At 67.7% G+C, this 20,387-nt stretch carries 20 protein-coding genes and 2 pseudogenes; 4 read left to right on the top strand and 18 right to left on the bottom strand.

Annotated features, from left to right (window positions below; all coding sequences use genetic code 11):
* Positions 1-94 precede the first annotated feature (94 nt).
* From OG520_RS42455 to OG520_RS42495, 9 genes are all read right to left on the bottom strand, one after another.
* Positions 95-1,060 (bottom strand): terpene synthase family protein, encoded by a 966-nt coding sequence (locus tag OG520_RS42455; protein WP_331748798.1) that lies wholly within the window; start codon positions 1,058-1,060, stop codon positions 95-97.
* Entirely contained in the window at positions 1,057-2,436 is a 1,380-nt protein-coding gene (locus tag OG520_RS42460; RefSeq protein WP_331748802.1) for a cytochrome P450, read from the bottom strand. Before OG520_RS42460 ends, OG520_RS42455 begins: the two co-directional genes overlap by 4 nt.
* Positions 2,433-4,031, bottom strand: a complete 1,599-nt coding sequence (locus tag OG520_RS42465; protein WP_331748806.1) for a prenyltransferase/squalene oxidase repeat-containing protein — start codon at positions 4,029-4,031, stop codon at positions 2,433-2,435. The genes OG520_RS42460 and OG520_RS42465 overlap by 4 nt, the downstream gene beginning before the upstream one ends.
* Before the next feature lie 48 nt (positions 4,032-4,079).
* Positions 4,080-5,159 carry a polyprenyl synthetase family protein gene (locus OG520_RS42470; RefSeq protein WP_331748809.1) on the bottom strand — a complete coding sequence of 360 codons (1,080 nt, stop codon included), beginning with the start codon at positions 5,157-5,159 and terminating at the stop codon, positions 4,080-4,082.
* Between the two features lie 165 nt (positions 5,160-5,324).
* Positions 5,325-6,617 carry a cytochrome P450 gene (locus OG520_RS42475; protein WP_331748812.1) on the bottom strand — a complete coding sequence of 431 codons (1,293 nt, stop codon included), beginning with the start codon at positions 6,615-6,617 and terminating at the stop codon, positions 5,325-5,327.
* Complete coding sequence (locus OG520_RS42480; RefSeq protein ID WP_331748815.1) at positions 6,614-7,216, bottom strand: ATP/GTP-binding protein; 603 nt, start codon at positions 7,214-7,216, stop codon at positions 6,614-6,616. Before OG520_RS42480 ends, OG520_RS42475 begins: the two co-directional genes overlap by 4 nt.
* A complete protein-coding gene (locus OG520_RS42485; protein WP_331748816.1) occupies positions 7,206-7,589 on the bottom strand; it encodes a DUF742 domain-containing protein in 384 nt (127 codons plus the stop codon). The genes OG520_RS42480 and OG520_RS42485 overlap by 11 nt, the downstream gene beginning before the upstream one ends.
* Positions 7,586-8,017 (bottom strand): roadblock/LC7 domain-containing protein, encoded by a 432-nt coding sequence (locus OG520_RS42490; protein ID WP_331749558.1) that lies wholly within the window; start codon positions 8,015-8,017, stop codon positions 7,586-7,588. Before OG520_RS42490 ends, OG520_RS42485 begins: the two co-directional genes overlap by 4 nt.
* A gap of 2 nt (positions 8,018-8,019) precedes the next feature.
* Positions 8,020-9,276, bottom strand: a complete 1,257-nt coding sequence (locus OG520_RS42495; RefSeq protein ID WP_406016754.1) for an ATP-binding protein — start codon at positions 9,274-9,276, stop codon at positions 8,020-8,022.
* 778 nt (positions 9,277-10,054) lie between these two features.
* Between OG520_RS42495 and OG520_RS42500 the strand changes: the two genes are divergently transcribed.
* Positions 10,055-10,522 (top strand): DUF4232 domain-containing protein, encoded by a 468-nt coding sequence (locus OG520_RS42500; protein ID WP_406016785.1) that lies wholly within the window; start codon positions 10,055-10,057, stop codon positions 10,520-10,522.
* 226 nt (positions 10,523-10,748) lie between these two features.
* On the opposite strand, the gene OG520_RS42505 is transcribed toward OG520_RS42500, so the two are convergent.
* The 3 genes and pseudogenes from OG520_RS42505 to OG520_RS42515 all read right to left on the bottom strand — a co-directional run.
* Positions 10,749-10,883, bottom strand: a complete 135-nt coding sequence (locus OG520_RS42505; protein WP_331748822.1) for a hypothetical protein — start codon at positions 10,881-10,883, stop codon at positions 10,749-10,751.
* A gap of 214 nt (positions 10,884-11,097) precedes the next feature.
* Positions 11,098-11,901, bottom strand: coding sequence for a hypothetical protein (locus OG520_RS42510; RefSeq protein WP_331748825.1), 804 nt, complete (start codon positions 11,899-11,901; stop codon positions 11,098-11,100).
* A 187-nt stretch (positions 11,902-12,088) separates the two neighbouring features.
* Positions 12,089-12,235 (bottom strand): annotated as a pseudogene (locus OG520_RS42515) (transposase); the annotation flags it as partial.
* Positions 12,236-12,911: 676 nt separating this feature from the next.
* On the opposite strand from OG520_RS42515, the gene OG520_RS42520 reads away from it, so the two are divergent.
* Positions 12,912-13,742, top strand: coding sequence for a M55 family metallopeptidase (locus OG520_RS42520; protein WP_331748829.1), 831 nt, complete (start codon positions 12,912-12,914; stop codon positions 13,740-13,742).
* A 22-nt stretch (positions 13,743-13,764) separates the two neighbouring features.
* Here OG520_RS42520 and OG520_RS42525 read toward each other — a convergent pair whose 3' ends face one another.
* Entirely contained in the window at positions 13,765-13,974 is a 210-nt protein-coding gene (locus OG520_RS42525) for a hypothetical protein (protein ID WP_406016755.1), read from the bottom strand.
* A 656-nt stretch (positions 13,975-14,630) separates the two neighbouring features.
* Between OG520_RS42525 and OG520_RS42530 the strand changes: the two genes are divergently transcribed.
* On the top strand, positions 14,631-15,530 hold the full coding sequence (locus tag OG520_RS42530; protein WP_331749561.1) for an aminoglycoside phosphotransferase family protein: 900 nt from the start codon (positions 14,631-14,633) through the stop codon (positions 15,528-15,530).
* A gap of 1,097 nt (positions 15,531-16,627) precedes the next feature.
* Positions 16,628-17,371 (top strand): SDR family oxidoreductase, encoded by a 744-nt coding sequence (locus tag OG520_RS42535; protein WP_331748836.1) that lies wholly within the window; start codon positions 16,628-16,630, stop codon positions 17,369-17,371.
* Between the two features lie 100 nt (positions 17,372-17,471).
* Here OG520_RS42535 and OG520_RS42540 read toward each other — a convergent pair.
* The 5 genes and pseudogenes from OG520_RS42540 to OG520_RS42560 form a co-directional block, all read right to left on the bottom strand.
* A pseudogene (locus tag OG520_RS42540) lies at positions 17,472-17,928 on the bottom strand (cytochrome P450).
* Entirely contained in the window at positions 17,880-18,056 is a 177-nt protein-coding gene (locus OG520_RS42545; protein WP_331748838.1) for a hypothetical protein, read from the bottom strand. Before OG520_RS42545 ends, OG520_RS42540 begins: the two are co-directional and overlap by 49 nt.
* The gene (locus OG520_RS42550; protein ID WP_406016756.1) at positions 18,025-19,353 is read right to left on the bottom strand and encodes a TnsA-like heteromeric transposase endonuclease subunit; all 1,329 of its coding nucleotides are present in this window, start codon (positions 19,351-19,353) and stop codon (positions 18,025-18,027) included. Before OG520_RS42550 ends, OG520_RS42545 begins: the two co-directional genes overlap by 32 nt.
* A gap of 169 nt (positions 19,354-19,522) precedes the next feature.
* Positions 19,523-19,663 (bottom strand): hypothetical protein, encoded by a 141-nt coding sequence (locus OG520_RS42555; protein ID WP_406016757.1) that lies wholly within the window; start codon positions 19,661-19,663, stop codon positions 19,523-19,525.
* Between the two features lie 18 nt (positions 19,664-19,681).
* Positions 19,682-20,335, bottom strand: coding sequence for a hypothetical protein (locus OG520_RS42560; protein WP_331748843.1), 654 nt, complete (start codon positions 20,333-20,335; stop codon positions 19,682-19,684).
* Positions 20,336-20,387 lie beyond the last annotated feature (52 nt).

A 20,387-nucleotide genomic window follows, 5' to 3' on the forward strand; every position in this document is an offset into this window, starting at 1 on the left:
GACCTCGTCGGTGTGACCACCGACGTGCCTGTCGCCGTCCCGGCTGTTCCCCGTGATCGACTGAATACGGCTGCTCAGGGCATGGGGTGCGTGGCTAACGCTCGTAGCGGGCGTGCCCTATGTGCCACACGTAGGAGGCTGCGACGGCTTCCACGGCGCGAGCGTGATCCGCGAGTGCGTTCTTGCTGTTGACGGCGAGTTCGGTGATTCGAAGGCGTGCGGTGGCGGCTTGGTCCTCACACATGCGGGAGGCCAGGCGGAACGCCTCTTCGAGGTCGCACTCGCGTTGTCGGATCAGCAGTGTCGGCAGGCTCAGAGGAGTCGGGCCGGCGTGATCCGTCTCCTTCGCGTACGAGGCGAGGTCGTTGATCCACCCGGCAAGGTCGGCAACGGCCTTCTCCAGTTCCCGCACCGCTGCCGAGGCTCGCTGATCCTCGGTCAGTTCGTAACCGAGCGCGACTTCCGCGGTCGCCATGACGGTCCGGACGAAGACTGTGTGTGGCCGCATCGCGCAATAGTCGCTCAGGGTGACCTGGTCGAGCCTGTCGAGGTGATGGGCCTCCCAGAGGATGCCGAAGAGATTGTCCCGCAGGTGCGCGGTGAGCCGCAGGTACTGCGTGGGCGTGGCCCGTTCCCGGAACCGGTGCAGGAGGTCCCGCAGGGCGGCGATGTAGGCGTCGTCATCGGCTGCCGGCTCGTCATGGTCGGCCAGCAGATGGACACAGTGACTGATGCGGCGGACCAGACGGGCGGTGTCACGGCCTCCTTCGGCCTCGCCGTGCACGTCGTCGAACGCGGTGAGCCACAGAAAGAGATCGGCGCAGAGGATCACGCCCTCCCGGTCCGCCGTGGGCAGGACCCGAGCCACCCCCCGGGCCGTGATGTTGCAGAGGGCCTTCGCCTCGCCGGGTGAACCGATCAAGGGGAAGGTCCGGAGCCAGTGGGCGGTCTGCTCCTCGATGGCGTCGGCATACGGGCTGGTGGCGAAGGGGCCGGGGAAAGAGCCTCGGAGGTCGGGCATCGGCAGGCTACGCGCGTCCGAGCTGCGGGTGTCGCTCATACGGCTGTTCCCGCGACGGCCCGCTGCCTGGATTCGGCGACCATACGGGGGTCCGACGGGTGCACGGTGAGCAGCCCGATCGGCTCCACGGTGGCGCCGGGAACGGGCCGCAGCCGCCAGCGGGACGCGATGAACGCCGTGATGACGATCGCCTCCGTCCAGGCGAACGCGTCGCCGATGCACATGCGCTTTCCCGACCCGAAGGGGATGAAGGCTCCCCTCGGCGGCTGGGGGCGCTCCGGCAGCCAGCGGTCGGGGTCGAAGCGCAGCGGGTCGGGGTACAGGGCCGGATCCCGGTGCAGTGCGTAGGGACTCCACAGCACCTGTTCCCCCGCCGGGAGGCTGACCTGCCCGAGGCGCACGGGCTTGGTGGCCTGCCGGGTCACCAGCCAGCCGGCGTGGTGCAGGCGCAGGGTCTCACTGACCAGTCTGCGGGTGAAGGCGAGTTGGGGGACGTGCTCGGCGGTGATCGGGCCCTCTCCGACCACGGAGTCGACCTCCTCGTGCAGCCTGCGCTCCAGTTCGGGGTCGCGGCCCAGCTCGTGGAACAGCCAGGCCAGCATGACTCCCGTCGTCTCGGAGCCCGCGGCCAGCAGGCCGATGATCTCCGACAGGATCTCGTTGTCGGGCAGTGGCGCACCGGTCTGGTCCCGGGCCTCCAGGAGCAGCGTCACGAGGTCGTTGTGGGCGTCGGGGTCCGCCCGGCGCTCCGCGATGATGTCCGCCACCTCGCTGCGCAGCAGGCTGCGGGCGGCCTTGAGCCGCCGGTTGCTGCGGGTGGGCAGCCTTTCCAGCGAGGACACGGGCACCATGGTGCGCCAGATGGCGGCCGTGAAGACCGTGTCGACGGCGTCGAGGATCGCGCGCGCCCGCTCTTGCTCCGCGCGGAAGGAGCACAGCACTGACAGGGCCACGTCCTGGGCCATGAGCCCCATTACGGTCTTCAGGTCGAGCAGTTCCCCCTCACCCCAGGCCGTGATGGACGGCTCCACCGTTTCCCGCATCGTGTTGACGTACCCGCTGATCTGCTCGCGGTGGAAGGCGGGCTGGAGCAGGCGGCGCCGACGCAGGTGCGGCTCGCCTTCCGCGACCGGCAGGGCCGACTGACCGAAGAGCTTGAGCTTCTCGCCCAGCAACCCCTTGGAGAAGGAGCCGGACTTGCTGGTGAGCATCTCGTGGATCAGCTCATGCGAGTTGACCACGGTCACCTTCTTGGGGCCGACCGACATACGGACGATCGGCCCGTATGTGCGCAGGCGTTCGATGAACTCCAGGCGGTCCTTGACCAGGGGTACAGCGTGTCCGATGAGCGGCAGCCGCCCCGGAGCGGTCGGCGGAACGTCCATGTCGGCAGTCATGTCTATGTCGGCAGTCACGCGTCCGTCCTTTCCACATCTGCTTCTGTACATGCGGCTGCACGACGTGCCCGCAGCAACTCCCGCGCGGCGAGCACCTCCGCTTCGATCACCGCGGTGGGCGCATACAGGGTTTTGTCGTGCCACAGGGCGGGGTGCTGGTGGCTGGGGTGCGAGGCGGCGCGCAGATACGTTTCGGCGAGGTCCAGGGCCCGGGTGTGCTGCGGCTGCGGTGCGGGGGTGGCGGCGCTCAGCAGGATTGTGACGGCGTATGCGGTCTCCTCGACGGTGCTGCCCCACACGCCCCAGGAGCCGTCGGCGCGCTGAGTGTCAGTGGTCCACGCGGCAGCGCTCTGGACCGCCCTGGACGCGTGGTGGCCGCCGTACTGCGCGAGCGCGGTGACGCTTCGCGCGGTGGCGTAGTAGGGGGAGGCATGCCACTTGTCGGTCCAGTGTCCTTCGGGTCGCTGCTGGCCGGTCAGCCAGTCGCACAGCTTGGCCGCTCGGGGGCCGTATGTGTGCTCCGCCGTCGGGCAGCGCCGCAGGTAGCTCACGAGGGCCTGGAGGGCGTGGGCGTTCGCGGTGACCGATCCGGTGTCCTCGCCGATGTAGCAGTCGTAGTGGCTGCCGTTGTGGAACAGATCCAGCGGTGCCGGGTCGTACGGCAGGCCGACGAGCGAGGCAACCAGCACCGCCATGGCGGTGTCGTCGGCATCGGTCATGAGGCCGGGCGCACCGCGCACGCCTTGCGGATCGTAGATCTCCTCGGCCCACCCACGGACAGTGGGAAGAGCGGCAGCGGGCAGGTGGGCGCGCGCCAGCGCGGCGGCGACCCACAGCCGTTCGACCACGCGGAGGGGCGCGGCCTCGGGGAAGAGACCGCCGTAGCGCTGCGCCACTGCGGTGAGGTCGGCGACGGCCTGCGCGGTAGTGGCAGGTGACCGCATTGCCCGTGCCGCGGTGGCGGCCGGGGAGCTGCCCAGCAGGCCTTCGGCGTCAGGGACGAGAGACGGCGGTATGTAGCTGTCTATGCCTTCGAATGTGTGGTGAAACTTGACGGGCAGGCTGCCCGCCGACTCGTACCTCCTGGCCACGGAAGCAGGTGCCGACGCGTGGAAGCCGCCCGGAACCGGCAGCCGGGGGCCACCGAAACCGGGCATGTCCCCGCCGGTGATCAGGGAGCCCAGCTTCTCGTTGATCTTGGCTACCAGGCTGGGTACGAGTATTTCCGCTGCGGCCGTGTCCGGCCACGGGCCCACCGATGGCAGCGACCGCAGTACGTCGAGGCCTCTGTTCACCGCGGTCGTGAGCCGGCCGGTGACCTCTGCGGACGCGGTGCCCCTTCGCAGGACCGCCAGTGCGGCCTCCACTCCGCTGAGGGTCGGCAGGAGCCGGTAGCGCAGCGGTCCCTCCCCCCAACTGCCGTCGGGCGCCTGTTGTTCCAGCAGGTACGTGATTCGCCGTGGCTCCTCGGGCAGCCACGGCGCCGCCGAGAGGACCCGGGCCGTCTCGTACAGTGAAGGACGGACGCTTCCCCATCTGTCCTGGTCGGCCCTGGCCACCAGGCTGGTGGCTCGTTCGGGGTAGGACATGCCGATGGGCGTGCTGATGCTCATGGGGCGACTTCCTCCTCGGGGTTCTGACTGGTGGAGTGCGGCGATGCCTTATGTCTGCCTGGCCGTTGCGTCCAGGGCGAGTCGGCGCAGGGAGGCTGTGGCACTTCCCGGGAAGGGAGCGTCGTCCAGGGCGGCGAGGGCGGCGGCCCGTCGTGCGGTGATCATTTCCTCCACGGTCTGCCGGGCGCCGGTGGAGTTCAGGATCGTGCGGACCGCGGCGGCGTGTTCCTCGTCGAGGTCGCTTCGGCCGACGAGCTCGCGCAGTGTTTTCAGTTCGGCCGTGGAGGCTCGCTGGACCGCGAGCGCCATCAGGACGGTGGCCTTGCCTTCGCGCAGGTCGTCCAGTATTGGTTTGCCCGTCTTGGCGGGATCACCGAAGACCCCGAGCAGGTCGTCCCGCAGCTGAAACGCTTCTCCTAGTGGTATGCCGAAGGCGGTGCAAGCATCGAGTACGGGTGGGGTGGCTCCGGCCGCTGCCGCCCCTATGTGCAGGGGCCGTTCTATGGTGTATTTGGCCGTCTTGTATCGAATGACGTGCAGTGCCGTATCCACGTCGCCGGCCAGGCGGCCGGTGGTCTGCAAGTCCAGGAGCTGGCCGTACATGACCTCGCTCCGCATTTCGGCCACCAGGGGCAGCACCTGTGCCAGCCGCCCCGGGCTGAGGTCCGCTGTGCGCAGGAGTTCATCGGACCACACCAGGGCCAGGTCTCCGAGAAGGACGGCCGCACCCAGACCGTGCGCCTCGGCCCTGCTGCCCGGACCGCCGCTGTCGGTATACGCGGTGGCCAGTGCACGGTGGGCGGACGGCCGGCCGCGGCGGATGTCGCTGTCGTCCATCACGTCGTCGTGTACCAGGGCGAACACCTGGAAGAGTTCGAGGCTGGCGGCAGCGCGCACGGCAGCAGTCATGTCGCCCGTTGCTCCGGCAGCTTGCCATCCGTACAGGCACAGCAGGGACCGCAGTCGTTTTCCGCCGGTCAGGAGTCCGCGCAGGGCGGTGGTCAGGTAGAGCAGCTCGGTTCCTGGCGCAGCACTTTCCTTGGTGTCCAGGAATCCGGTCAGAGCCGCGCCCACCTGCTGTTGTAGGGAAGAGAGGTCGGGCAGTTTTGTGGGAAGGGTTTGTGTCACCGGCGGTTGATCCTCTTTCGCTCAAGAACCGTCATCGCGGTTCCGTTCTTGCAGAGGACGGGGCCAACGGACCCGCGTCTCCTTCCTAGGGCTGTCGCGGTGGTGCCGGCCGGCTTCCGGGCGGCACCACCGCGACGCGACGATCGACGGCAGGTGATACGGCTTCTACGCCTCAGACCTGCCTGACGTCGGGGCCGACGGCGTGTCCCGCTCGGGGCGGGAGGGGCTCCGGCTCCAGGGAGTGGCCCCGTCGGCGTCGGGGGTCAGCGGGGTGAATCGGGCCGGGAGCGCGGTGAGCGTCCGGTGGACAGCCCCAGGGCGGTAGGTCAGCTTGTCGGCGGGAATGTCCAGTTCGATGTCCGGCAGGTAGGTCAGCAGCCTCTCGATGGCGGCGGTGGCGATCAGCGTGGCGACGTCACGGGCGGGACACGCATGGGGCCCTGCCGCGAAGGCCAGGTGCGCCTTGTTCCCGGAGCGGTAGCCGTCCGCCGGCATGCCCGAGTGGGGGCAGGTGTTGGCAGCGGCGTACGACACCATGACGGGCGAGCCTGCGCGGATGCGAGCACCGTGGAAGGTCACGTCCTTCTTGGGGAAGTGGACGCTGAAGTTGGCCAGCGGCGCGTCGTGCCACAGCGCGTCGTCGATGGCGTGCTGGATGGGCAGGCTCCCGGTGGTCAGCGTGCCGAAATAGCGGTCGTCGCTGAGCATGCGGACGAGCGTGTTGGCGATGAGGTTGCCCAGTGGCTCGTTCCCGGCCCCGAGGGTGATGAGGATCTGGTTGACGGCCTCTTCCTGGCTCAGCCCATTGGGATGATCGATGAACCAGGAGGTCAAATCGTGGCCGCGCTGTGCCGCCTTGGTCCCGTAGAGCGTTTCGAGGTAGGCGCCGAACGACTGCCCACCCACTGCCTGTGTCTCCGGATCGTTGTCCATCATCGCCCCGAGCGCCCACACAAGCCGTCGGCCCTCTTCGTCCGGCATACCGAACAGAGCGTTGAAGACCATCAGGGGCAGCTGCTGCGCGTACTGGCGGACGAGGTCGACCGTCCCGGTATCGGCGAATTCCTGGAGCAGCGTGTCGGCGAAGCGGAATGTCAGGGCGCGCACATCACTGGGATCCAGGAGACCGAAGCTGTCCGTGATCACACGTCGCAGATGCGCGTGTGCCTCGCCGTCGGCGAAGAACAGACTCGGCCGCCACTCCACCAGGGGACGGATCGGGCTGTCCTCCGGCACCTGCGGCAGCCAGCCCCGGGTGTCCTTGGTCCACGTATCAACGTCCTGGAGGAGGTCGAGGGCGGCCCGGTAGTCGGTGACCAGGTTGACCACGACACCGGGAGCCACTTCGGCTACGCCGACCGGTCCCTGTCGGCGCAGCAGTTCATAGCTGCGCTGCGGGTTCGCGGCGTGTTCGGCCCCGTGCAGGGACACGGGGGCTTCGGCTGGTGTGAGCGTCACGAGGCTTTGACTCCGGCAACGGATATGGAATGGGCGGTCAGTTGGGCGAGGGCGTGCAGGCCGCTGTTCTTCTCTCGTGCGTCACAGGTGACCAGTGGTGTCTCCGGGGCGAGGTCGAGCTTCGAACGGATGAGCGCCAAGTCGTACTTGGGTGAGTCAGGGAAGACATTGACAGCGACGGCGTACGGCAAACCGCGCTCCTCGATGAGTTCCATCACCTCCCAGGAATCTTTGAGCCGCCGGGTGTCGACCAGGACGAGAGCACCGAGTGCTCCGACCGCGATGCCTTCCCACAGAGGAAGGAAGCGGCGCTGCCCGGGAGTTCCGTACAGGTACAGAACGTATTTGTCGCCCGGCAGGGTCAGACGGCCGAAGTCGATGGCGACCGTGGTGGTGGTCTTGTCACGCAGGACATCGTGACTGAGGTCATCGGTAGCGACCGCCGCGTTCGTCATGACCTCGTCGGTGTGCAGTGTGGGAATCTGCGACAGCGACTTGACCACAGTCGTCTTCCCGATACCGAGCGGGCCGGCAACGAGGATCTTGATCCTTCGGTGTTCCCCCTCAGGCAGGTAGACGGGAGGCGAGCTAGGCGGCAAGGAGAGCGTGGAGTCCACTCAGAACCTCTTCCAGGACTTCTTTCGACGGTCGGCCATCGTTCGACGCGCGCAGAGCGTCCGGAATCGGAACGCTGGCTTTTAACTGACCGTCACTGACAAGTTGTTCGGCGAGCACCAGAGTCACGCTGACCGGGAGGCCGAGATAGCCGGCCAGTTCGACGACGGTGAGAGATCCACCGGTCAGCAGCTCGATCACGCGCTGGTGCACCGCCGTGTGGTACCTGGCGAGGGGCAGACCACTGGCACGCAGAGCTGCCAGCGAATCGAGGGTGCCCGAGAGGCCGGCGCCGGGGCTGGTTCCGGTCGCAAGGTAGGCCGGCAGCAGCCGTCGCTGTTCCTGGCCGCGGCTCATGACGCCCCGTCGCTGGTACGGGCGGGAACGGACATGATCTGTTCTCCGAGTTTCATTGCCTGGCGGGCCATGGTGGCCGCGACCACCCCCATGGGCATGTCCTCATCGCCCGCTGCCGCGATCAGGGTGTTGGTTCCTTCGCCGACCGGCATGACCATGTAGATACCCCGGTCGTTGTGCGAGGTGACGGTCTTGAGCGGAGTGCTTCGAGGGGCTCCCAGAACGGCGTTGGTGGCGGCGCGGGAGGCGGAGTGCAGCGCGGCGGTCATCGCACCGATGCCGTCTGCCTCGTCCTTGGTGAGATCCTCGGAGATGGCCTGGACCATCCCGTCGAGAGTCATGGTCAGGGCGTGCCGGACACCACGGATTTCGGTGATGGGCTTCAGGACCCAGGCGGACGGGCCGGTCTCTTCGTGGGCTTCAGGCATGGTCACAGTGTTGACTCCGAATCGGTGACGGACCGGTCGCCGGTGAGGCCACTTTGGAAATCGCTCCACATGGCACCGGTGTCTTCCGGGTTCAAGGGGCGGGGCGCTGCGGCGGCGGCGTCATCATTGGTGGCTGTCGCCGAGAAACGGCGGCGGCGCTGCGGCAGCGCGGCCGCGCCGGTCGGCGCGGGCGAGTGCGCGGGCGAGTCGGCAGCGACGGGCCGCTTGTGGGCCTGGGGCGCCACGGCAGGTTGGGGAGCCATCACCGACGGAGGTGTGGCGTTTTCGTCGATCGAGGTCAGCAAGTTCTCGGGAACGGACACCACAGCGCGCACCCCGCCATAGGGAGAGGAAGTGTCGATGGAGACATGGAGGCCGTAGTCGGCTACGAGACGGCCGATGGCGGCGAAGCCCATGGACGGCGGGTCGCCGAGCTCGAGGAGCAGCACCTCCTGCTGTTCACCTGATATCAGGCTTCGGCCGCGGGCGAGCGCTTCCGAGGTCATGCCCTTGCCGGCGTCGTCGATCGTGATGCACACACTGCCGTTGCCGGTCTGGACCAAGCCGACGTCCACCATGAGGTCGTCACGGGAGTGTTCCAGCGCGTTGGCCATCAGCTCGGCGCAGATCACCGCAACGGGCTCGGCCGCACGTCCGACCACGCCGATGTTGGAAAGGCCCAGCCGAGAAACGATGTTGATGCGGTCGAAGCCGCGCAGTCGGGAAGAGGCGCCACTGACGACCTCGCTCACGTAGGTGTCCTTGCGGACGTGACCCGGCCAGCCTCCGCACACGATGGCGGATCTCTGCGTGAGGCGCAGGTTCTGCTCGTTGATGTGGTCGGACTCAAGCAGGCTCTGCGTCAGACGGGGCGGCGCGCTGAACTCGTGCTGCAGACCCACGATATTCGTCTGCAACCGGTAGGAAAGGGCCTGGGACTCCTGAGTTGCGCCACGCAGGGCAGCCCTGGCAGCGGCGTCGATGCGGCGCCTTTCCTTGAGGACAATGCCAGAAACAGCTTCGGGCAGGGCGTCGAGGAGCTGCGCAGCCTCGGACCCCGCAAGGCTCTTGTGCAGCAGTCCGGGGACGGGGTGATGAGAGCTGATCAGGTGCAGTGCGAGAGCGGGAAGCCGATCGGAGACGAGATGACGCACCTCGTCGAGAAGCTCCGCCTCGCGGGTATGGAGTTCGTTCGTGCGGGCCTCTGCGGCCTGCCTGTTCTGCACCTCGGTCCGGGCGCGGCCCTCGGCAGCCTGCATACGGGAATTGGCGGCCTGCGCCTCCGCGGACAACTCTTTGCCCCGTCGTATGTGTGTGCGGCGCGAGCGTGCCAGGAGCAGCGCCCAGACTGCTAGGAGGAGAGACAAGACGCCGAGGGCAAGGGCGATTTTTGAGGACAAGGTCACGGAGGGTGGTCCTAGGGGTCGGTCGAGCCTTCGAAGAACGGCGCAGCGGTTCAATCCCCCGCAGGGGTAGTGAGTGCGGCCTCCGGAGAACTGGCGGACAGGAGGAACAATGTGGCAATTCGCGAATAGTGCGTGGACCGTTCAGGCCAGGCGAAGAAGTACCACCGCAGACAAGCAGCTGCGAGGCCGAGCTGGGGTCCGGTGAATCGCCCGAGTCGGCCAGGGCTCCAGTGGCGCGATCCCCTCGGGCAGCGTCGGCCGTCCGGCCAGCCCTCGCGCAACTCCCGGCCCAGGAAACGGTCGCAGGGCGGAGCCCGCCGAGAACGCGAATGAACAGGTGCATCGGAGCTCCGTTGAGGACTGCGAACGCCAGCTACATCTGGTGCTTCCCGCCATCGCACGCAGTCGACTCGCGGCCTTGCCACTTCCTAAAACGTGATCAGCTTACTGGAGTTGATCTGTATATGCGGCCCTGGTGGGCCCGCGCAGTTACGAACCGGACGATCTTTGCTTGCTGGGTTCTCGCCGATCGCGCACGGCGTGGACACTGGCATTCCCCGGCAGCCCGCCGAGCGCGCCCTCCGGTGGCCTCGGTGCGCAACGCGGCGGCGGTCAGGTGCCCGAGGCCAGGGTGAGTGGCGCGGGTGAGGTTGAACCCTGGGAGTGGACACCGGGCGTACGCCGGGAAGGATTCCGCAGGGAAGGGGCCGGCGGGCAGGGTACGGCTGCCGGGACCGGTTCCAACGAGAACGGCAAGGTCGGCAGGTGCCGTACCGACGAGCTGGAGATCACGGCGGCGGGCAGCACCATCGACGCCGACACCGATGGGGCCGTCGCGGTGCGGCTGAAGAACGGCGGCAGCCGGGACTGTGCGCTCTCCGGGTACGCGGGCGTCGACCTGAAGACCAGCTCGGCTCGGCGCGCCGCTACCCGAGCACTCGCCCATGCGGAATGCAAAGCCCCCTCCAGCCCCCAACACGCTGAACTTGACAGACATCCCATGAGCTGGCGTGTCAAACAGCGAGTGCGTGGGCCCGGCGGGACCAGGCGGTTGGCTCGTCGCGCGGCTGCCGGTCGCTCAGACCGAACGGATGCCTAGGGCCTGTCCGGCGGATCACGGCCGGGGTCGCGGCGGCTGACACGGCACCTCGCAGCGTTGCCGAAACGTCCGAATAGCTCCGCTATCAGGACGCTCCGGCGCCTTGCGATGCACCGCACCAGCCGCCGCGCCCTGTCCGACCCTGATCCGCCGGACAGGCCCTAGCCTCGGCAGGTGACGCTCTACAGGCGCCGCCATATGTACCGCCGGAAGGCCAGATACCGTTTCAGCCGGCCCGCGTTGCCGTCGGCAGGGCGTTCCTCTCGGGCATCGTGGCGTCGCGCAGCCCGGCGGTGGCACCGGACTTCTCCAGGATCTCCAGCCATAGTGCGGGCAGTTCGCGGTCGGTGCTCTGCGGCATGACGTTCAGCAGGGTGCCGCGTACCGCGGGGTCCCGCCGGGACTCGAAACCCCGCCGGTGAGTGCACGGTTGTCACCGGACCGGATTCCGGATCGCTGTGCCGGAATTCCTTATCGGCCATCTGCGGCTGCTCCATGGGTGATGTGCCTGGCAGTTCGGTGAGTGAATCGGGAGATGGGCACCCAGGCCGACGGACGAGCTCGCCCAGCGGGCCTCAGTGCCCCTCGGGAACCGCGTCGGCGCGGAAGACGGGCAGGCCCTCGCGCAGCCGTGCGAAGAGCAGGCTGGCGTCGAACATCTCCTCGTCCTCGTCCTCGTCCTCGTCCTCGTCGGCGGCGAAGACCTCGTCCACCAGGAACGCGCGCAGCTGCTCCTGCACGTCGTCCCCGTATCCCTGCTGGTAGTCGTCCAGGTCGAAGTAGAGGTCCGCCTGCACGGTCGCGATCGTCTGGTGGTCGTCCTCGATGACCAGGCGGGCGCGGATGGTGCCCGCGTGAAGCGTGTTGTCGTTGTAGTCGCCGTAGACGACGTCGGCCTCGATGTCGCCCATGACCAGCATCTCGCCGCTGGTGAGGACCCCCCGAGCCTTCACCGTGCCGCCGATCGCCACCACCGAGTAGGGGGCGCAGTCCGCCATCACACCTTCGACCGTGACCGATCCGGTGACCACGAAGGGCGCGCCCACGCCCAGGTCGCCCTTGACCACCAGGTCGCCGTGGTGGAAGAACGGGGTGTCCACTTGCTGGTCGCCGATCAGGGTGCGGGTCGTTCCGGTGTCGCCGAGAGTCTTGGCGCACATCTCTGGGACGTACCCGAGCAGCTCGGGGTCGAGGGTGACACGCAGCTGGGCGACGAACTCCTGGTAGCTGTCGAGGTCCCACTTCACGAGATCGGCAAGCCAGCCGCTGTCGTCGGCCTCGAGCCTGGCGGCCCGTTCGGCCCGCGTCACCTCAACGGTCCGCCGGATCGCGGCCATATCGATGGGCAGCGGGGTGTCGCCGTTCTTGTTGTGTGCCATGACGTTCGCCTTGTCTGTGATCAGGGAACGGCCCGGTGTGGCCAGCCCGTTGGGGTCACCCGCACCAGTAGGGGTGCGGGCAGCAAAGACGCGAACCGCAGGTTACTGGCCCCGCTGCGAGCCGAGGCCGTCCGGGGGTTGCGGCGGCGGCAGGCAGGTGGCCGGGAGCGCTCTCGGCGGCTCTGGAGGCGCTGAGCAGGCCGCGGTGGAACCGGCGTGGTCGGCGCAGGTTGCCGCTGACGCGGCCGGAGTCGCGTGGGGCCGGTGCCAGGCCGGCGTAGCCGGCGAGCCGGTCGGCGATGACGAAGGCGCCGCCACGCCCTCCGGCAGCCGAGCCTTGGACAACCGACGGCCCGCGGCGTCCATCAACTCGACGTCGTGGTGGTCCTGGGCCCAGTCGTCCCCAACGAACAGCAACTCGTCCTCCGTCATTGACCTCGATCGGCAGTAGCCCGCAGGAGAACCATCAGCGACCTGATAAGGCAGTGCTCACGCCGCAACCGGGCGGGCACGACATACCATCAGCGATTTCGCTCCAGGCCGACCGGCAGGGGCACGATCTGTCAACAGGACTCGGTGTCCAGGGAAGAAAGAGTGCTCACCTGCTGGCGGCTACCAGGCACCAAGTCTGCCGGATGGAGCCTCGGTAGGTCTTGTCAGAGAAGGCGACCCGGAGGGCGAGGACGTACGGATCGCGTCCGTCGGTCGGCTGTCGGTCATCTTCTTCGAGAACCGCGCCCTGCGGCACCTGTCGGTGCTGGACATCGTCTGGCTCGGACAGCCACCTGGTGACAACGCCCCGACCCCGGCATCGCAACGACACTGTTGGCGAATTCGGTTCAGAAGCTTCTCCTGATCAGGCATGACTGATTGGTGTGCTCTGTTACAGGCAGATGAGCTCAAAGCAGCCGTGCCCGTCCAAGCCGAAATCAGATGGTCGCGAGCTGGTGCAGGAACCGGAGGACGGGTGAAAGGCGTCTCCCAGGCGATCAAGCTTAGGAGATGGCACAGTGCGGATCTACATCAGTGCGGACATGGAGGGCGTCACAGGGCTCGTCGACGCCGACGACGTCCAGCCCGACGGCCGGGACTACGAGCGTGGACGGCTGATGATGGCTGAGGACGTCAACGCGGCCGTCCGTGGCGCCGTCGCGGCCGGCGCCACGGAGATCACCGTCAATGATGCGCACGGCCCGATGCGCAACCTCCTACCCGAGTTTCTGCACCCGGCAGCCCGCCTCATCCGCGGCAAGCCCAAGCACATGGGCATGCTGGAAGGCCTCACCCCGGAACACGACGCCGTCATCTGCGTCGGCTACCACTCCCGGGCCGGGGCGCTCGGCGTTCTCAGCCACAGCTTCATGGGCCACGAGATCGAAGACATGTGGCTGGACGGCCGACCTGTCGGTGAGATCGGCCTGGCCCACGCCACCGCGGCCGCCATCGGCGTTCCGGTGACCGTTCTCACTGGTGACGACTGCGCCTGCGCAGAGATGACGGAATGCGACGCCTCGGTGAGAACTGTGGCCGTGAAGTACGCACGGGACCGATTCGCGGCAGATCTACGCCCTGCGGAAGAAGCACATGCGGCCATCGAGAAAGCGGTCACCTTTAGTCTCTCCACACCGCCGAAGACATCGGCGGCCCCTGCGACCCCAACCACCCTCAGGGTGCGCTGGCAGTCGGCTTCAGTGGCCTCGACGCTCCTGGGAATCCCAGGGGTCACCTCGGCAGACAGCCGTACCGTGCAGGCGCAGGGCACTCTGCCCGGTCTATACCGGTTGTTCGGCGTGTGGATGCGGGTGGCAGCGTCCCTGACCAACCAGGCACCGTACTGCTGACCGTCACGCGAGCGTGCCACGGTCAGCGGCGTCCGGCCTGCCTCACACCCACCGTCGTCATTGGGGTGAACGCCATCGAGCAGGAGTTCTGCTCGATCTGCTTCGTCTTCCCCTTGGGCAGACGGGTGTCTTCGAACCGAATCGCGTACCGGTCGAACCAGTCGGATGGAACCCACCCTGCCAGCCACTCCGGCTCGTCCGCGGCCACGCTGTTCAACGCAGCCCGCAGCATCTCACCGAGCCGTACCAGTCCGTTGATCTGCCCTCTTGGCGTGTAGAGACACCCCGACACCCTCCCCAAACGCAATGACGGCCTTCACGACCACAACGGGTCCTGAAGGCCGATGTCACGTTCAGGCACTGGATTCGCCAACAGCGTCTCGCAACTGCCGGGGTCGGGGCGTTTCGCATCGTAGCCACGGCCGTATCCACCGGTATGCATCCGGGCGGCAACGTGTATCCACCCGCGTTGCCAGAAGGCCGGCCCCCGCTCCGCCCGCGCCGGTGTCACGCGTTTGGTTTCACGTCAGCCCGAGTCTGTCAGGTGTGTGAGGTGTGTGAGGTCTGTGAGGCTCGCAGACCGTGCCTCGTCCGCCCCGCTCCACGGGCATCCCCGACGATGCCGTCGACCCGGACCCGGGCCGCCGACGAGATCCGCACTGCACCGGACGGGAAGACCGTCGTGATCTGGCCGGGCGGCGTCCTCACCGACCTCGGCACCGCACTGCGCGACCTCGGGACCTCTTGGCCGATCCCGATCCCGACCGCTCAGCGCAGCTCTCTTCAATCCACGCGGACACGAGGCTGCCCTCGACGCAACGGACAGGTTGCGCGACGAGAAAGCGGGTTGCTGGTGAAGACCGCGACGCGGATGCTTCCACCATGAAGATGCACGCAAACCAGCTGACGGTGTCACCCGAGACGGTGCGCACGTTGGTGGATCAGCAGTTTCCTGAATGGCGGAGCCTGCCAGTCAGGAGCATCGCTGCGCAGGGTACGGTCAACGCTATCTTCCGCATTGGCGATCGGTTCGCCGCTCGATTCCCTCTTGAGTCCGCAGACGTCGAATCGACGCGGCGCTGGCTGGAGGCCGAAGGGGACGCGGCTCGCGAGCTGGTAGGCAGCACGCGTTTCCCTACGCCCGAGCCGGTCGCGCTTGGTGAACCCGGGGCAGGCTACCCGCTTCCGTGGTCGGTGCAGACATGGCTGCCCGGGATCGTGGCCGTCAACGAGGACCCAGGGGAATCGTCCGCGTTTGCCCACGACTTGGCCGATCTCATCGGCGATCTACGCGCGATCGACACGCGTGGCCGCACGTTTGTCGGCACAGGTCGAGGAGGCGACATGCAATCCCATGACGCATGGATGGAGACCTGTTTCAGGCACAGTGAGCAACTCATGGATGTCCCTCGGCTTCGCCGCATCTGGGCAACATCGCGCGATCTGCCGCGAGGTGCAGCTGAGGACGTCATGGCCCATGGTGATCTGATTCCGGGCAACGTGCTCGTGTCCGCCGGTCGGCTTGCGGGGATTCTTGACGTCGGAGGCTTCGGGCCGGCTGACCCTTCTCTGGATCTGGTGAGCGCGTGGCATTTGCTCGAGGCTGGGCCGCGGCGGGTGCTCCGCGATCACCTGGGCTGCGACGACCTTGAATGGGAGCGAGGCAAAGCGTGGGCTTTCGTTCAAGCGATGGGGTTGGTCTGGTACTACGTCGAAAGCAACCCGGCCATGAGTCGGATGGGCCAACGGTCCTTGGAACGTGTCCTGGCGGACAAAACGCTCGCGTGACCTGTTCGCCTTCCTCGAAACCCTCGGCATCCACGCCCCTGGCACCGTGCTCGACGACCCCACTGGACCGAATGGCGCGGCGGCCGCGCCCACGAGCGGAACTCCGCCTGACAACAGCGGCCTGCGGGGAAAGCCTGGGCGGGCATCACGTGCCCCCTACCAGCGCATGCCGAGCGCATCCGGATCCGCCCGGCGCTGCCCAGCGAGCTGCCTGGTCCGTTTCCGGACGTTGTCGAGTCATGTGCCGAGATTGGCCACCATGCCCCGTCAGTGCCGTCCTGACGGCCACGGAGATGTGTCCCGGTGCAATGGATCCTGTCCCAACGTGCACGTGGACGGCGCGTTGTTGGTGGTGGCGGCGAATCCGATCGCGTGTCTACACGTGGTGTGCGCCTCCGGGAAGTGCACCCGCCCTCCCACGAGACCGACGCCGGCACGTCGCGGCGGCTGGCTGCGGCCGACCCCGGGGTGCACCGCGCGTTGTCCGAAGCTGCCGCGCAGGCGATTGCCCGGGATGCGAAGGTCTTCACCGCAGTCGTGGCAGAGGTGCTCGACCAGGCTGGCGGCCCGCTGCGGGATGGGTATGCCGTCCGGTGAGTCGGTGGGGCGCGGTCACACCACCCCAGGGCGGCCGCTCGGGACCCGGCACCCTTGGTGCCCTTGGTGACCTTGGTGGCCTTGGTCCGCAGCCTGACCGTCGCGAAGGCCGACTCGATCGGATTCGTGGTCCGCAGGTGGATCCAGCTTGAGTTGGCAGGGCTGAGCGTCAGAGTTGGCGGGCAAGGTGGCCGCCGGGTGACCGGTGGGCCATCGATTGGCGCCGCGGATGGTTCCCTTCCGGCAGGTGGGAGTGGGCTGGGAAGCCTGCCGCTCAGGCGGCACGGTGGCGGGCATGGCGCGAGGCGGCGGTCTGCATCCCAACGGTACGAGGTCGAGAAGACCGTGAAGACGGCTGTGCGGCACCCCGAGACGGAGTAGCCGCAGGTGCTGGAGCCTGCGGTGGCAGGGACAGTGGAGGGTAGGACCCACGGGGCCGCGCATCGGGGTTCACGCCTGTCGGGCGTGCGCTGCCCCGGCCAGCCGAAAGGTGCATCCCCATGTCTGCGGAGCGCGCAAACCTCGCCCCACACCCCCTCACTGCCCTGGTCACCGGGGCCACGTCCGGCATCGGCCGGGCGGTTGCCAAGCGGCTGGCCGCCGACGGAATGTCCGTCGTCGTGGCCGGACGCAACGCCCAGCGCGGCGCCGAGACCGTTGACGAGATCACCACGGCCGGCGGCCACGCCCGATTCGTCGCGGCGGACCTGGAGGACCCGGTCGGCATCGACCGGCTCGCCGCAGAGGTCGGCGAGATCGACATCCTGGTCAACAATGCCGGACATGCCGTCTGGGCACCGACCGAGGAGATGAAGGTCTCCGACTACGACGCGATGTTCGCCGGCAATGTCCGCGCGGCGTTTTTCCTCGTGGCCGCGTTCGTCCCGGCGATGGCGGCGAAGGGATCGGGAAGCGTGATCAACATCGGCAGCATGGCCGGCAGCCTCGGCTTGGCCAACGCTGCCGCATACGGCGCGACCAAGGCCGCGCTGGCATCACTGACGCAGAGCTGGACGGCTGAGTACAGCGGACGTGGCGTCCGCTTCAACACCGTTGCCCCCGGCCCGGTCTACACCCGGGGCGCGACCCGCGAGCTGTTCGACTCGATCGCCGAAACCACAGCGATGAAGCGCGCCGCCGAGCCTGCCGAGATTGCCGAGGTCGTCGCATTCCTCGCCTCGTCGAAGGCCAGCTACGTCACCGGCGCGACCGTCGCCGTCGATGGTGGCCGTACCGCCATCTGAACCCTGGCTCGCACACTGGGCGGCCCCACTGACAGGTCCCTACGGACGGTTCGAGCCGGGCTGAGTCGAGCCGCCCGTGTTGAACCGAACTCCGAGGCCCTTACCGAGGTGTTGCCTGCATCCGAAGTTCGCGCGGTCTCAGTGTCACTCCCAGGATGGGGCGGGTCTGGTGATGGCCGGGCAGGTGTTTCAGGTTCCAGCGGGCGGTGATGTTGGCGAGGGCGAGGGTGGCCTCGGTCATCGCGAAGGTGTCGCCGATGCACTTGCGGGCGCCGGTGGCGAAGGGGATGAAGGGGTGGCTGGGGGCGCTTGGGGTCCCAGCGGTCGGGGTCGAAGGTTTCGGGATCGGTGTAGAGATCGGGGCGGTGGTGGATGAGGTAAGAGCTGTAGACGACGCTGCTGCCCGCGGGTAATGAGTGCCCGCCCAGGTGGGTGTCTCGGGTAACGGTGCGGGTCAGGAGCCAGGCCGGGGCGTATAGCCGGAGGGTTTCGGTGATGATGCGTTCGGTCAGTTCCAGGCGGGGCAGATGGGCGTGCGTGGCCGGGTTTCCGCGCAGGAGCCGTCACCCAGCACTTCCCGACCGCGGTCCCACAACGGGCCGCCCTTGTCGAAGAGACGGTCGTCCACCAGGGCCTGACGGGTCAGCTCCGGATCACAGATCACGACCAGCGGCACAGGTCCCATACGGATGCGGACCAACTCCCCATGGGCGGGAAGCGACTTCAAGAGTGTCAAAGGGTCCCGGACCATCGGCACCAAGTGACCTACCAGAGGCCACGCGTGGGGGGCTGTAGGGATCAACCGGGGATCGCGCATTCTTGCTCCTGACGTTCTCCGGACTCTTCTCTCCAGAACGCCCCTTCGGCGTGGTTCGCTCATGGCGCTCCGGGGCGTTACAGGGGGTGGTACGTGGCCCCACGCCGGTACAGGGTCGTGTGCTCGGCGGAGCCGTTCTGCTCGCGGTCTGTTCGCGTGTGGCCGTGGCAGCGGCTCGACCGGCGGTGGAGGCGGAGGTTGCCGTCAATTGTCCATTGTGGTGGGCTCGGCTGAGCATGGACTCTCGGGTAAAACCGTCACCCAGGCGCAGGTCATCGACATAACCGGGGTTGTCTGGGGAAAAGCTGCGGCGCGGTGAGTAGCGCAGACTTTCCAGGTGGAGGTCGTGGACGCCACGGATCAGCCATTCGAGTCCCTGGATGAACCGATCGCATCCTTGCCGATCGTATTCGGACAGATTTATGACCTCGTAGAGTTCGCGTATTTCTTTCTTGGCACGGATGAAGTCCGCGACGATTTGGTCGTTCAGGTCGACGGCGAGTTGGATGGCTTCGCCTGCGGTGCAGTTGTGTTCCGCGTAGGCGGCATTGATGATGGACGGGCCTCTTTTGTCGTGGTGTTCCTTGAACAGGGTGTACACGTCGTTATGGATGATCGCGAAATCCAGTACGGCGGTGCACATCGTGCGAATGGGGCGGGTGCCGTGGATGACCATGGGGACCGGTTCAAGGCGCCGGTAGGCGAACCCCACCTGCGCACACGCCTCCGCCTCCGCCTCCGCCTCCGCGGCCGCGGCCTCCAACGCCCGTTCGCCGTCGGCTTTCGGATGGCTGGGACAGTCGGCCAGCATGCCGGTGCCACCCTCGTACCGGGCGAAGAGCTGCGGCACCCCCGAGCGCCCCCGCCCCCGGCCGTCATGCCACAGCAGCCGTACCGGCCGCCCGGCCAGGCCCACCACCCCGGGGTCGCGGTCGAGCATCATCAGCTGCGCCCGCATCGCGTTCGACCCCGCGGACACGCGCCGCCCGGTGGTGGCCGACCACCACAGTCCCGGCGCCCACCGACGGCCCGATACGACCGGGAACGCCGAGACCGGGTCCAGTTCCGCGACCGCGACAGCGGTGTCCACCCACCGCTGCGGCACCACCCGCCCCACAGGATCGAGAAAGACCACCTCGAACCCGGTCCCGATACGCACGTCCACCCGCCCGGGACGACGAGCCCCGGCCCCTGCACCCTTGCCGCTCACCGCCCCACCCAAACCGGACCCGCTGCCACCCGGAGCTGTTTCGGCATTCCGATCACACAGCACCACGCGATGCGATATCACTCGCGGACCGCGGACCGTGTCCGCTGCGCCGCCGGACACGTGCTCACCGCTCGATACCAGGCCGCTCGTTGTGGTCCACAACTACCTCGGCCAGGACATCAGCAGGCAGACCCGCCCACCGGGCCAGATCCTCCAACTCCACCCGGCCCGCAGCGCTGCTGTTGCGGTACCACGTCATCGACACCGAAGACCTCCGCAGCCATCAGGGCGTCGGACGGGAGGTGTCCTTCGTCAGGGGAGTCTTCTGGATCGCCGTGATCCTCCACCGGCCGTCCTGCTTCGCAAGGCTGATGGTGCGGTGCTGGGTGTACGGCGTGTTGAGGGCGAAGCCGCCCTTCTTCAGATAGCCGGGAGCGGCGGCCGTGAACTCGATCACCGTGTCCATTTCGGCCTTGGCCGTCGCCCGGTCCTTGTAGAGCGTGGAGCGGTACCAGGCCGTCTTCACCTGGCGCGTGGTCACCTCGTTGTCGCGGAAGAGGGAGGCCAGCTGTGCAGCGTATCCCTGCCGTTTGAGGGCCTTGACGAACTCGGGCGAGTAGAAGGCGAATTCGGCGTCGGTGCTGTCGGTGACGGACCGGTGGTCACGGTTGTCCGTGGTTCCGGAATGCAGGGCGACTGCCTTGCGCACCGCCACGACATCCGGGTCGTCGTCGGGCAGCGTCTGGATGGTTTCGCCCTTGTCGCCGATGAGCGACCACAGAGACCTGCCGGCCGGCCCGGTGGGTGGACCACCCTGCGAGGACCCGTCGGCGGAGGTCGCGGAGGTCGGGGTGGTCGGGGTGTCGCCTGGTGCGGAGTCGCAGCCGCTCAGCACGAGGACCAGGGCGGCAGTGAGGGCGGCTGTGAGGTGGCGCATCGGGTTCGCTCCTGGGAGGGGAGGCGGGCGCGCCCCTCGGCAGGGCGCGCCC

Origin of the sequence: Streptomyces sp. NBC_00984, from assembly GCF_045162475.1 — a bacterium.
In the GTDB taxonomy this organism is placed as follows: Bacteria; Actinomycetota; Actinomycetes; order Streptomycetales; family Streptomycetaceae; genus Streptomyces.